This window comes from Micromonospora sp. NPDC048839 (genome assembly GCF_040649915.1).
Classification (GTDB): domain Bacteria; phylum Actinomycetota; class Actinomycetes; order Mycobacteriales; family Micromonosporaceae; genus Micromonospora.
Map to the genome: position 1 here is coordinate 559254 of NZ_JBEZGL010000004.1, position 12628 is coordinate 571881.

At 71.6% G+C, this 12628-nt stretch carries 13 protein-coding genes and 1 pseudogene; 10 read left to right on the top strand and 4 right to left on the bottom strand.

Going from position 1 to position 12628, the window contains the following annotated elements; translation table 11 throughout:
• Positions 1–4: 4 nt before the first annotated feature.
• Positions 5–637 (bottom strand): annotated as a pseudogene (locus tag AB0C25_RS11180) (GGDEF domain-containing protein); the annotation flags it as partial.
• 266 nt (positions 638–903) lie between these two features.
• Between AB0C25_RS11180 and AB0C25_RS11185 the strand changes: the two are divergent.
• The 8 genes from AB0C25_RS11185 (at position 904) to AB0C25_RS11220 (ending at position 7781) form a co-directional block, all read left to right on the top strand.
• Positions 904–1143 carry a DUF397 domain-containing protein gene (locus AB0C25_RS11185; protein WP_355031495.1) on the top strand — a complete coding sequence of 80 codons (240 nt, stop codon included), beginning with the start codon at positions 904–906 and terminating at the stop codon, positions 1141–1143.
• A 143-nt stretch (positions 1144–1286) separates the two neighbouring features.
• Positions 1287–2174 carry a helix-turn-helix transcriptional regulator gene (locus AB0C25_RS11190; RefSeq protein ID WP_357239501.1) on the top strand — a complete coding sequence of 296 codons (888 nt, stop codon included), beginning with the start codon at positions 1287–1289 and terminating at the stop codon, positions 2172–2174.
• A gap of 86 nt (positions 2175–2260) precedes the next feature.
• Entirely contained in the window at positions 2261–3103 is an 843-nt protein-coding gene (locus tag AB0C25_RS11195; protein WP_357371947.1) for an SAM-dependent methyltransferase, read from the top strand.
• Positions 3104–3304: 201 nt separating this feature from the next.
• Positions 3305–4369 carry a LacI family DNA-binding transcriptional regulator gene (locus AB0C25_RS11200; RefSeq protein ID WP_357371949.1) on the top strand — a complete coding sequence of 355 codons (1065 nt, stop codon included), beginning with the start codon at positions 3305–3307 and terminating at the stop codon, positions 4367–4369.
• A gap of 2 nt (positions 4370–4371) precedes the next feature.
• Positions 4372–4575, top strand: a complete 204-nt coding sequence (locus AB0C25_RS11205) for a hypothetical protein (RefSeq protein WP_357371951.1) — start codon at positions 4372–4374, stop codon at positions 4573–4575.
• A 98-nt stretch (positions 4576–4673) separates the two neighbouring features.
• Entirely contained in the window at positions 4674–6125 is a 1452-nt protein-coding gene (locus AB0C25_RS11210) for a serine/threonine-protein kinase (RefSeq protein ID WP_357371953.1), read from the top strand.
• 33 nt (positions 6126–6158) lie between these two features.
• On the top strand, positions 6159–6800 hold the full coding sequence (locus AB0C25_RS11215; protein WP_357371955.1) for a histidine phosphatase family protein: 642 nt from the start codon (positions 6159–6161) through the stop codon (positions 6798–6800).
• A gap of 105 nt (positions 6801–6905) precedes the next feature.
• Entirely contained in the window at positions 6906–7781 is an 876-nt protein-coding gene (locus AB0C25_RS11220; RefSeq protein WP_357371957.1) for an alpha/beta hydrolase, read from the top strand.
• A gap of 9 nt (positions 7782–7790) precedes the next feature.
• Here the strand turns inward: AB0C25_RS11220 and AB0C25_RS11225 are convergent, their stop codons facing one another.
• The 3 genes from AB0C25_RS11225 to AB0C25_RS11235 all read right to left on the bottom strand — a co-directional run bounded on the left by AB0C25_RS11225 (position 7791) and on the right by AB0C25_RS11235 (position 9919).
• The gene (locus tag AB0C25_RS11225) at positions 7791–8291 is read right to left on the bottom strand and encodes a DinB family protein (RefSeq protein WP_357371959.1); all 501 of its coding nucleotides are present in this window, start codon (positions 8289–8291) and stop codon (positions 7791–7793) included.
• Between the two features lie 91 nt (positions 8292–8382).
• Positions 8383–9186, bottom strand: coding sequence for an alpha/beta hydrolase (locus tag AB0C25_RS11230; RefSeq protein ID WP_357371961.1), 804 nt, complete (start codon positions 9184–9186; stop codon positions 8383–8385).
• 64 nt (positions 9187–9250) lie between these two features.
• On the bottom strand, positions 9251–9919 hold the full coding sequence (locus tag AB0C25_RS11235) for a carbon-nitrogen hydrolase family protein (RefSeq protein WP_357371963.1): 669 nt from the start codon (positions 9917–9919) through the stop codon (positions 9251–9253).
• Positions 9920–10031: 112 nt separating this feature from the next.
• Here AB0C25_RS11235 and AB0C25_RS11240 point away from each other — a divergent pair, with 112 nt between their 5' ends.
• Together AB0C25_RS11240 and AB0C25_RS11245 are read left to right on the top strand one after the other, a co-directional pair.
• The gene (locus AB0C25_RS11240; RefSeq protein WP_357371965.1) at positions 10032–10826 is read left to right on the top strand and encodes a DedA family protein; all 795 of its coding nucleotides are present in this window, start codon (positions 10032–10034) and stop codon (positions 10824–10826) included.
• 555 nt (positions 10827–11381) lie between these two features.
• Positions 11382–11942 (top strand): hypothetical protein, encoded by a 561-nt coding sequence (locus AB0C25_RS11245; RefSeq protein WP_357371967.1) that lies wholly within the window; start codon positions 11382–11384, stop codon positions 11940–11942.
• Positions 11943–12628: the final 686 nt, after the last annotated feature.

The window sequence follows — 12628 nt, forward strand, 5'->3', positions numbered from 1 at the left end:
ACGCCGCGCTGTCGACCAGTTGCCGGGGAGACCGGGCGCCGCCGAGGCTCTTCGCCTGGTACATGAGCGCGTCGGCACGGCTGAGCGCGTCGGTGAGCTGGGCCGGACCGGTCACCGGGGCGAGCCCGACGGACGCGGTGACCCGGACGCTGCATCCGCTCAGCCGGATCGGCGCGGCGACTGTCTCACTGAGGCGGCGGGTGGCGTGCTCGATCCAGCGCCGGTCGACGGTGGGGGTGGAGAGCAGCCCGGCGAACTCGTCGCCGCCGAGGCGGGCGACGAGGTTGTCCCCGGCGAAACCGGCGAGCCGCTCCGCCACACTGATCAGCACCTGGTCGCCGGCGGCGTGCCCGTACTGGTCGTTGATCTGTTTGAAGTCGTTCAGGTCGAGGACCACGGCGATCAACGGCTCGCCGGCCGCGTCGGTGAGCAGGGTGGCCGCGAGGCGGTAGAAGGCGCGGCGATTGGGCAGCCCGGTGAGGGGGTCGTGACTCGCGGCGTGCCGTTCGGCGGCCAGCTCGGCGTGGAGGTGCCCGATCTCGGCCTCGGCGCGCAACGCCCGTCGGCGTAGTTGCCAGGAGGAGAGCAGCGCACCAGCGGCACAGATGCCGGACGCGACACTCATCGGATCGGGCACGATCCCTCCCATCGCCTCGACCGCCTCCAGCCTCGGTCGACGCGGCGTGCCGCGTCGGGGCCACGTTTTGCCTGATGGTTGCCCCTGTCGGGGTAACTCAAAGTGAACGGATGGCCACCGATCACGTGCGTTATCATGCTCGCCGTCCGGTGCAGATGCAATAGCAGATGCACGTGCATAACCGTCCACCGTCGATATGACACCCCTCTCGCCGTCACCGCTCCTCCCACGGCCACCGGCGGGCTCGTGAGCAGAAAGACGCCTTCATGCAGCAGCCACCCAATGGCGTACCGATCCACCAGTTGCCTCCGTTGAGCTGGCAGAAGAGCCGCCGCAGCAACCCCAGCGGCAACTGTGTCGAACTCGCCGAACTGCCCGAAGGGGCGGGCATCGCGGTCCGCAACTCACGGCATCCCGAGGGGCCGGCACTGATCTACACGGTGGACGAGATCACCGCCTTCGTGCTCGGCGCGCGCGACGGCGACTTCGACCACCTCATCAACTGACCGTTCGTCAGCGGGGGCGTCCCGGCGACGGGACCGAAAGACCGGTCCGGAGGAGTTCACCTCACTGTCGGTCCATGGCATGCTTACTCGTCGGCCGGGCTGGGGTGTCTGGCCATCACGGGTCGGTGTCCGGAGGTCCGCACGTGACGATGGTTCCTGCCGAGGGTGGCCCGACGACGGGGCCGACGGTGCTCCGGATGCTGCTCGGCGCCCAGTTGCGCCGCCTGCGGGAGTCCAGCGGGGTGACCCGGGAGGGTGCCGGCTGGGAGATCCGCTCCTCCGAATCCAAGATCAGCCGAATGGAGCTGGGCCGGGTCGGTTTCAAGGAGCGCGACGTCTCCGACCTGCTGACCCTGTACGGCGTCACGGAGGAACACGAGCGTGACGCCCTGCTCAAGCTCGCTCGGGACGCCAACAGCCCCGGCTGGTGGCACCGATACGGCGACGTGTTGCCGACCTGGTTCCAGTCGTACCTTGGCCTGGAGGCCGCGGCCGCACTGATCCGCAGCTACGAGGTGCAGTTCGTGCCCGGCCTCCTGCAGACCCGGGAGTACGCCAGGGCGGTCGTGCTGCTCGGACACGGCACGGCCGGGCCGGGCGAGATCGACCGACGCGTCGCCCTGCGGATGCAGCGTCAGCAGTTGCTGCACCGGGAGAGCCCGCCACAGTTCTGGGCCGTGGTGGACGAGGCGGCGCTGCGCCGACCGATCGGTGGCCCCGAGGTCATGCGCGCCCAGCTCACCGCCCTCATCGAGGCGACCAAGTCACCGAACATCCGGCTCCAGGTCATCCCGTTCGCCGCCGGGGGTCACGCCGCCGCCGGGGGCGCCTTCACCATCCTGCGTTTCGGTGACCAGGAGCTGCCCGACATCGTCTACATCGAACAACTCACCAGTGCCATCTACCTCGACAAGCGCGACGACCTGGACTACTACGCGGTGGCCATGGAACGGCTCTGTGTCGAGGCCGAGCCACCCGAGCGTACGGCGGAGATTCTCGGCCAGCTGCTGGACGACCTCTATCCCGCCTGATCGTCGAGCGGGGTCACGGGCACACCCGCCCTGGCACTACCATGGTCGACGAACGGCGACAGTGGACAGATCATGCGGGGGCTGCCTTGACCACAGATGCTGCGGGCACGACGGTCGGCTCACCGAGCGACCGGATCGACACCTCGGTGCCGCACCCGGCCCGCCGCTACAACTACTGGCTGGGCGGCAAGGACAACTTCCAGGCCGACCGGGAGTCCGGCGACGCGATAACCGCCGCCTTTCCGACCGTCCGCACCGCGGCCCTGGAAAACCGCCGCTTCCTGCAGCGGGCGGTGGGATACCTGGCCCGTGAGGCGGGCATCCGGCAGTTCCTCGACATCGGCACCGGCATCCCGACCGCCAACAACACCCACGAGGTCGCCCAGGCCATCGCTCCGGAAACCCGGGTGGTCTACGTGGACAACGACCCGATCGTGCTGGCCCACGCCCGCGCGCTGTTGAGCAGCTCGACAGCAGGTGCCACCGCCTACATCGACGCCGACCTGCGCGACCCGCAGCGGATCCTCGCGCACCCGGAGTTGATCCGCGCCATCGACCTGTCCCAGCCGGTCGCGCTCATGCTGGTCGCGGTCCTGCACTTCCTGCCCGACGAGGACGAGCCGTACGCGTTGGTGCGGCAGTTGCTCGACGCGCTGCCGGCCGGCAGTTACCTGGCCGCCTCGCACGGCACCCACGACCACCTTCCGCCGGCGGTCGCCGCGGACTTCCGGGCGAAGGCCCGACAAGGCGGCCCGCACGGGCTGATCAACCTACGCGGCCAAGACGAGTTCGCCCGCTTCTTCGCCGATCTCGACATGGTCGAGCCGGGCATCACCTCGGTCGCCGAGTGGCGGGCGGAGAGCGAACCGCCGCCACGTCCCTCGCCTGTCGAGGTGAGCGTGTACGGCGCGGTGGCCCGCCTGCCCTGACCCGCTGGCTCACTCCTGCGACCGGCCGGACGGCTGCCGCTTACCGATATGGCGGCGGCACGTCAGCGGCTGGCCGCCGAGGGTTGCGGCAGCCCTGAGAGGCATCGCCGAACTCCGAGTCGCATCCACGTATTGACCGACGCCGACTGGCCGAGCTAGTCTCTGTATCGATACAGACTGGATCGATACAGAGAGGTGCCGGTGAAGCCGACCCTGCAAGCCGTGGCCGACGCCGTGGGCGTCTCGCGCAGCACCGTGTCCAACGCCTACAGCCGCCCCGACCAGCTCTCCGCCGCCCTGCGCGAGCGGATCCTGGACGCCGCCCGACAACTCGGCTACCCCGGCCCCAACCCCACCGCGCGGTCCCTGCGCCGGGGCTTCGTCGGGTCGATCGGCGTGCTGTTCACCTCGCACCTGTCGTACGCCTTCACCGACCCGTTCGCGGTCCGCTTCCTCGCCGGGGTCGGCGTGGCCGCCGAGCGGCACGGCACCAGCATGCTGCTGGTGCCGCTGCCGCCGGCCGTGACCGACGCCCGACGGGCGGTGGAGAACGCCGCGGTCGACGGGTTCTGCGTCTACTGCGTCGCCGACGAGGAATGGGCGTTGGACGTGATTCGCGCCCGCGGACTGCCGTACGTCAGCACCGCCGCCCGCGACGACGCCGGCCCGGACGAGCGGTTCGTCGGCATCGACGAGCGCGCCGCGGCGCATGGCGTCGCCGCACACGTGGCCGGCCTCGGCCATCGCCGGGTGGCACTGCTCGCCGATTCCGTCGTCCCCGACGCCCCCGCCGGCCCGCTGCGCCTGTCCGGCGTGCACGAAGTGGGGCACCCCACCACCCGGGGCCGGCTCGCCGGATTCGCCGACGCGTTCGCCGAGGTCGGCGTCGAGTGGGCCGAGCTGACCCTGGTCAACGCCCCGGGCAACAGCCGCCCGGCGGCAGCCGCCGCCGTCGCCGGCCTGTTCGACTCACCGACGCCGCCGACCGCCGTGCTGGCCGGCTCGGACGTGCTTGCCCTCGGTGTGTTGGACGCCCTGGAGCAGCGGCCGGACGGCAGCCGCTCGGCCGTCTCGGTGACCGGTTTCGACGATGTCCCCGAGGCTGCCGCGGCTGGCCTCACCACGGTCCGGCAGCCCGCCGAGGAGAAGGGCCGGATCGCCGCCGAACTCCTGCTCGACCCGCCCGCGGACGCCGCGGCCGGCCATGTGTTGTTGCCCACCGCACTCGTCGTCCGGGCCTCCACCGGACCTGTCCCGAGGAGTTGACCATGGAACTTCCCACCGGATACGTCACCGCGCTCGACGCCATGAACCGGCACGTCAACTCGGCCCGACCGGACGCACCGGTCCAGGTCGAACGCGTCCGTCCGGCCGTGCTCGCCCCGACCAGGCAGGTCGTCGCCGTCGCCCTGCGTCGGCTCGCCGACCGCATCCAGCCGCGACCGCTGCCCGCCGCGCCGCGCTGCTCCTGACCCGACCGAAACTCATTCTGGTACGCATGGGACGAACAGTGTGGGTCCGGGCACGGAGGGTGGTCGAGTGAGGCTCGGCCAGGCAGACTGGTGAGGCCATGTCACCTTTCACGCCCACCCTCCGTCTCCACGACCGCTACGTGCTGCACGAGCGGATCGGGCTCGGTGGCATGTCCGAGGTGTGGCGGGCCGACGACGACGTGCTCGGCCGACCGGTCGCGATCAAGGTCCTCGCCGGGCAACTCGCCGCCGACCCGCAACTGCGGGCCACCATCCAACGCGAGGCCCGCGCGGCCGCCCGGCTGACCCACCCACACGTGACCCAGGTGTACGACTACGCCGAGGCGACACTGACCGGCGGCGTCGTGGTCCCGTACCTGGTGATGGAACTCGTCGACGGTCACAACCTGGCCGACCGCCTGCGCGGCGGGCCGCTGCCCTGGCCGGAGGCGGTCCGGGTGGCCGGGCAGATCGCCGCCGCGCTCGCCGCCGCGCACCGCATCGGCGTCGTGCACCGCGACGTCAAGCCGGGCAACGTGATGCTCACGGACACCGGGGCCAAGGTGCTCGACTTCGGTATCGCCGCGCTCGGCGGGCTCGACGGCCAGTCCGGCGAACCGTTGATGGGCACCCCCGCCTACTTCGCCCCGGAGCGGCTGACCGCCGGCCCGCCGGATCCGGCCAGCGACGTGTACGCCCTCGGCGCGCTGCTCTACCGCACCCTCACCGGCCAGGCGCCGCTGCCCGTGCAGAGCTGGGAGGACGCCCTTGAGGTGCACCGACGCGGCACTCCGGTGCCGCCGCTGCGGGTGTCCGGCCTGCCCGCCGACATCGCCGAGTTGACCCTCGCCTGCCTGGCCGCCAACCCCGCCGACCGGCCGAGTGCCGCGCACCTGGCGCGCCGCTTCGGCGCCGGCCAGCCGGTCGAGCCGCCCACCGAACTGCTGCGCGTCCGGCCGGTGGCGCACCCTCCCACCCTGATCGACCGCTCGGCGGCCCGCCCCGCCCCGGCGGCCGCCGCATCGCCCCGCCGCCGGTCGCGCCGGCCCCTCGTCGTGCTGGTCGCCGCCGGCCTCGCCGTGCTGGTCGGCGTCGGTGCTCTGCTCGCCGAGGGTCCGTGGGGCACACCGAGCGCGCCCACCTCGCCCCAGGCGGTCGCCCCGCCGTCGGCGTCCGCTCCGAAGCCCGCACCCACGACGCACTCGCCGTCACCGGCGGCACCCTCCTCGCCCCGACCCAGCGCCAGCACCGCGCCCCCGACGACCGGGCAGGTGCCGGTCAGCTTTCGGGAGGTGACAAGCGAGTTCGCCGCCGTCCTCGCCGGGGCGGTCGCCCGCGGCGACGTCGACCCCAGGACCGCCGACGATCTGCGCGACGACCTCGCCGACCTGAACCGACGCACCAGGGACCGGGCCAAGCGGGTCGCCGAACTGCGCGAACACCTCTCCGAGCTGGTGGAACGCGACCGGCTACCAGCGCAGACGGGCGCCCAGCTGGACGCTCTGCTGACCCGGGCCAGCAGCTTCTCCATGGGCCGTACGGACGACTGATATCGCTGTCGAACCCGCTGGCATGATGTGCCGATGCGGACACGTCTGATCTTCGTGCGGCACGGCGAGTCGCTTCACCAGGTCGAGGGAATCGTGGGCGGGCCGCGTGGCTGCCGGGGCCTCACCGCCCTCGGCCACGAGCAGGCACACGACCTCGCCAACAGGCTCACCCGTGACGTTGCTGCCGACGGGCCGGTCGCGGTCTACTCGTCCGTCCTGCGCCGAGCCGTCGAGACCGCGCAACCCATCGGCGCGGCGCTCGGCGTCCGACCGGTGGCCGACTGCGGTCTGTGCACCTGGCACACACCCCCGTACGCCGACGGTCTGCCGACCGCCCGCTTCCGCAGCGAACACGCGGTGGCCGGTGGGGGTGTGTTCCGGCCGTTCGAGGAGGGCAACGAGAGCTGGGCCGAACTGGTGGTCCGGGTCAGCCGTGCGATCATGGAGATCGCGCATCGGCACCGGGGCGGCACCGTGGTGCTGGTCGGCCACAGCGAGACCGTCGAGGGCGCTTTCCACGCGCTCGCCGCGCAGCCGATCTTCCGGGCGTTCGACCTGGACGTCGCCCCGGCCTCGATCACCGAATGGACCACCGATCACGACCCCGGCGGTTGGCCGCCGGCCCGGTGGACGCTGCGCCGCTTCGGTGACACCGGCGGGTGGGCCAAGGCGTGATCCAGTACCGCTGTGCCGAGCCGAGGTCGGTGTCCAGGATGCCCTCCGGGACGCGCCGGCCCGGCGTGTCGCCCAGCGGATTGCGCCGGCCGTAGTCTCACCGACATGACGACAACGCAGACACACACCCTCGCCGTGCCCGGCGTCGACCTGGTCTACGACGTCCGCGGTCCGCTGCCCCCGTCCGGCGGGCGTCCCGTGCTGCTCATGATCGGTCAACCGATGACGGCGGAGGGCTTCACCGCGCTCGCTCCGCACTTCACCGACCGTACCGTCGTCACCTACGACCCGCGCGGCCTCGGTCGCAGCGTCCGCACGGACGGCCGCACCGACCACACGCCGCAGCAGCAGGCGGCCGACCTGCACCACCTGATCGAGGTGCTCGGCGCCGGTCCGGTCGACCTGTTCGCCAGCAGTGGCGGTGCGGTGACGGCCCTCGAACTCGTCGCGGCCTACCCGGGTGACGTCGTCACACTGGTGGCGCACGAGCCGCCGATCAACGCGGTGCTCCCCGACGCCGGGGCTGCCGAACGCGCTCGGGCCGACTTCTACCAGGCGTACCGGACGAAGGGCGCCGGTGCGGGCATGGCCGCGTTCATCGCGATGACGTCGTGGCAGGGCGAGTTCACCGACGCCTACTTCGCCCGGCCCGCAGCCGACCCGGCGATGTTCGGACTGTCCACCGAGGACGACGGCAGCCGTGACGACCCGCTGCTGTCGGACCTGTCGTGGGCGATCAGCGACTATCGTCCCGACGCGAGCCGGCTCACCGCGGCGCCGACCCGGATCGTGGTCGCCGTCGGCGAGGAGTCGACGGGTACGTACACCGCGCGGACGGCCCTCGCCCTCGCGGCTCTACTCGGCCAGGAGGCCGTGGTGTTCCCGAGTCACCACGGCGGTTTCCTCGGCGGCGAGTTCGGCTACGCGGGCAAGCCCGAGGAGTTCGCGGCACGGTTGCGGGAGGTGTTGGACGCCGGCTGACCGCCCGTACTACTCCTCGGCCAGGAGTTGCTCGCGCAGGATTTCGGCGTGCCCGCAGTGCTGGGCCAGCTCGCGCAGCACGTGCAGGTACACCCAGCGCAGCGGCAGCGGGCCGCGTCGGTTGCCGCGCAGGACGTCGTCCAGGCCCAGCGGAGACGTCGCGCGGCGGGAGGCAACGCATGCCTCGCGGTGTGCGTGCTGGATCGACGCGATGGTGTCGTCGTCGTCGAGGATGAACGACTCGTCCGGTGTGGCGGGGATGCCGATCTCGGCGCGGGAGCGGCAGGTGATGGCCTCGTCGAACCAGACCTTCTCCACGACGGTGGCGTGCTTCACCAGACCCAGCAGCGTGGTCCGGGACGGCACCAACGAGCGGCGCGCCTGCTCCTCGGTCAGCCCGTCCAGACAGCCGTTGAGCGCTCGGCGATGCTCGTCGATGAACGTCTCGATCTGCGTCCGCGCCGGCTGGTCGATGACATCGTCGGCGAAGGTCCCCGGTAAGGAAGTCACCCGCGGAGCATTCCAAGGTCATGGTCGAGGCGCAAACCCAGCCGCTCAGCCAAAGGAGATCCTGCCCGAGGCGTACGACACCCGTCGTCGTTCAGTCGGCGCGGCCGGCGAAGTGCTCGGCAAGCACCGGCGCCAGTACCTCGTCCGACACGCCGTGCCACTCGCCCGGGAGCGTGCGGTGCCGCCCGGCGGGCAGCGTCTCGGCCACCCCTCGCGCCCAGCCGCGCAGCCGTGCGTCGCTCTGCTCACTGTCGAGCACCAACGTCGGGGTCGTGAGCGTGGTCAGTGCCTCGGCCGGCAGGGCCGTGAGCAGGGTGAGGTCGTAGACCAGAGTGTGTGCCAGGGCTTGCAGGGCCGGCCAACCCGGCCCGTCGCGCATGCCGTCGATCATCTCCGCCGGCACTCCGATGCTGCGTTGGAAGTGCAGCACCGCGTCGCCGCGCCGCCCGTCGGCTACCAACCTGATGATGTCCGCGGCCAGGTCCGGCTCGTCGGGCGACCGCTCCTGCTGCTCGAACGGCGGCTCCAGCACGGCCAGCCGGGTGACCGGCAGGCCACCGGTCGCGGCGAGCAACGCCAGCACCGCGCCGGAGGAGAAGCCGTACAGGGCGGCAGACCCGCCGACCGCGTCGTCGATCAGGGCCCGCAGATCCTCGACCTCCCGCTGCGGCGCGTACGGCGAGGTGTCGGTGCTCTGCCCCCGGCCCCGCCGGTCATAGGTCAGCACGGTGAACTCCTCGGCCAGGTGAGCGGCCAGTGACCTCATCGGACCCATCTCGCGGAATCCGCCCGCCGCGTCAACCAGGATCGCCGGCGGGCCGGTGCCGCTGCGCTCGTACGCGATGCTGGTGCCGTCCGCCGAGCGGACCGTGCCGGTCGTCGCGGCCTTGCCCATGGTGCCTCCTCGCGTCGGTGACGTGGCCCCACGCTAAGCGGTGGGTCCGACGTCGACGGCCCGTTCAACCGAGGCTGACGCCGACCGACTCTCCCGGCTCGGTGCCCGCGCGCGCGACGACCTTGCCCTCCGGCGTCCACACCCCGGACCGTCCGGCCGCCTCGGTGAAGCCACCGCCGGTCGAGCCGGCGAAACTCGCCACCGCCACCCAGACCCGGTGCGCGGTGGCGATCCGGTGCGCCCGCTGGTCCATCACGGCGGCGTCGCGTGCGGACTCCGCGACACCCGCCGCGTAGACGTCGATCCCGAGCGCCGCGGTCCGCTCCGCGTGCGCGGTGACGCCGGTGTCCTTGCAGACCGCCAACCCCACCCGCCAGCCGTCCACATCGAGCACGACCGGCGCGTCGCCCGGCCGGAACCGACGGGCCTCGGCGCCACCCAACCACATCTTCCGGTACGCCAGCGTCACCCCGGCGCCGGTCACCGCCAGCACCGCGATGTGGTCGCCGGCGACCGGGGCGCCGGCCAGGGCCAACGTGCCCGTCTCGGCGCACGCCTCGACCAAAGGCGCCAACCGCGGGTCGTCGACCGGCACGGGCGGCGCCTCCAACTCGTACCCGGTCAGGGACAGTTCGGGAAAGACCACCAGCCGGGCACCCGCCGCGCGGACCGCGGCGGCGTGCGTCCGCGCGTTCTCCGCGACATCCAGGGGTACGCACAGCGGCTGCGCCACCGCGAGCCGCAGAGGGGTGCGGTTTTCCCCACCTCCACGGGTGTGGTCGACTCGCGCGGCCGGGCGGTCAACCGCATGGTCGGCTCTCAGGTTTACTTCGTACGGTGGGCGCATGATTCGAACGTCCCACGCCTTGCTCGCCACCGGAACCCCCACCGCCGCAGCGGAACCACCGCAGGGCGGCCTCGTCGGTTACGTCAGTGACCTGGTGGAACGACTCGGTGGGCCGGGTGCCGGCCTGGCTGTGGCGCTGGAGAACCTGTTCCCGCCGATCCCCAGCGAGGTGATCCTGCCGCTGGCCGGTTTCGTCGCGGCGCAGGGCCGGATGAGTCTGGTCGGTGCGATCTTCTGGACCACGCTGGGCTCGGCGGTGGGCGCGCTGGCGCTCTACCTGGTCGGCGCATCGCTGGGTCGCGACCGGATGCGCGCCATCGTGGCCCGGCTGCCGCTGGTGAAGCTCAGCGACGTGGACCGGACCGAGGCGTGGTTCCTCCGGCACGGTGTGAAGGCGGTGTTCTTCGGCCGGATGATCCCGATCTTCCGGAGCCTGATCTCCATTCCGGCCGGGGTGGAGCGCATGCCGGTGGGCACGTTCCTGCTCTACACCACGCTGGGCAGCCTGATCTGGAACACCACGTTCGTCCTCGCCGGCTATCTGCTCGGTGACAACTGGCACCTCGTCGAGGGGTACGCGAGCACGCTCCAGAAAGTGGTGATCGTGGTCTGCGCGGCGGCGGCCGCCTGGTTCGTCGGGTCCCGCGTGCTGCGCGCCCGCCGTGCCGCCCGCAACCCCGAACCGGCGGTTCCCGGTGCCCCCGGGAGTGAGGAGGCGGTCCTCGGGGTGCCCGATCCGGGTGGACGCGGCACTCTCTACCGAAGCGGTTCGTGGACCTCGGACGCGCGCTGACCCGGCCCGCCGCGACCGGCGCTGTCGAGCTTGCCGTCCTGGTGGTCGCGGCCGTTGGGCTTGCTTATCCCTTGGCCGAGGTTTCGTTGATTCGTGGCTGATCATCGCTCGGTGGGGCATTCGAACCAGGTGTGCCGGGCACGCTTGGGTCGAATGTCCGGTTGTGGGTAGTGTTTGGCTGTGACCGGGCGCACCGGTGGCCCGGAATGCTGGCCGGGGTGGGGTCGTTACATACTCTGACGATCGCAGGACCACCGGCCCGCCGCCCCCGCCACGGGGGTGGGAATGCGGGATCGGGTCCGGTCGTTGCAGTCCCCGCGAACGATCGCCCCGCTACCGCCTTCGGGTGGAGGCGAGATGGATGGGCCGCCCCCGGAATGACCCCGGCCCGCCGGTCGTTACACCTGGACCCCGGCACCGCAAGCCCTCGCGCTTGCCGGTCGCCGACCCCAAAGACTTTCTCCTGTTTGTTTGTGCAGCGCCGGACGAGGTGCTCACACCCTGCCGCTTTCCCCCTGGCGGTTGAGGTGTCCTACCCCCGAAGGAGCTACCCCCATGAACACGATCATGCGTAAGAGTGTGTTGTCTGTTGCTGGTCTCGCGTTCGCCGGTGGCGTGTTCGCCGGTCCGATCGCCGCCCACGCCAACCCGGTCGATGCCAAGCCCGTCGCGGCCGCCGTGCAGACCACCGCCCCGAAGCCGCAGGGCGACCAGTCGCACATCGACCTCACCGGTGAGAAGACCGCCAACGTCAAGGCGATCATCGCCGCCACGAAGAAGGCCGGCCTGCCCGAGCGGGCCGCGGTGATCTCGATCGCGACGAGCCTGCAGGAGTCGAAGCTGGACAACCTGGGCCACCTCGGCGACATGAACGACCACGACTCGCTGGGCCTGTTCCAGCAGCGCCCGTCCAGTGGTTGGGGTACGCCGGAGCAGATCACCGACCCGGCGTACTCGACCACCGCGTTCCTCAAGGGCCTGAAGCAGGTCGACGGGTGGCAGGACATGCCGCTGACCGAGGCCGCGCAGACCGTGCAGGTGTCGGCGTACCCGGACGCGTACGCGCAGTGGGAGCAGCAGGCCACCGACCTGGTCGGCCAGTACTGGAACAGCTGACACCCGCACCACCGCACCAGCAGCACCCGCACGACACCGACCGCTGGCCGGCGCCCCGCAACTCCGGGGGTGCCGGCCAGCGGCGTATCCGCCGCCTGAGCGGGGCTGGCGGGCTGGGCGGTGAGGTGCCCGACGCACCCCTCGGGCGTGCCGGGGAGCTGATTGCCCCGGCCTGATCGGTGATTGTTCGTAGATCTTGGACAGTTTCCGTTACGCGAGAACGGAAACTGTCCAAGATCTCGCGGACACCGACAACTGACAACCGACCGCCGCTGCGCGACCGCCCACCGCGACCAAGATCGCGCTCGATCCTGGTGGTAGTCCCCGTGCTCAGCAACGGTGGCCACTACAACAAGGATCGAGCACGATCTTGCAAGGGCAAGGGCAAGGGCAAGGGCAAGGGCAAGGGCACCGGCACCGGCACCGGCGCGTCCGCGACTGCCTCCGCGCGCGCGATGCTGACCGCGCCGCCGGCCACCGTCGTGCGGCGGTTTGGCGGTAGGGGTGAGCGTGGGGAACAACGTGGGGGCCTGGCTGGTTGTGGAGGGTGTCGGTGTGACTCAGTGTCCCCGGGCCTCACCTAATATCGCCTTCGCGGAATACCGTTCGGCTGGAGCCGCGTCGCGCCACTCGCCGAGAGGCGACCTGCACACCGACACCAGCGCCGCCCCCGGTCCACAAGGCCG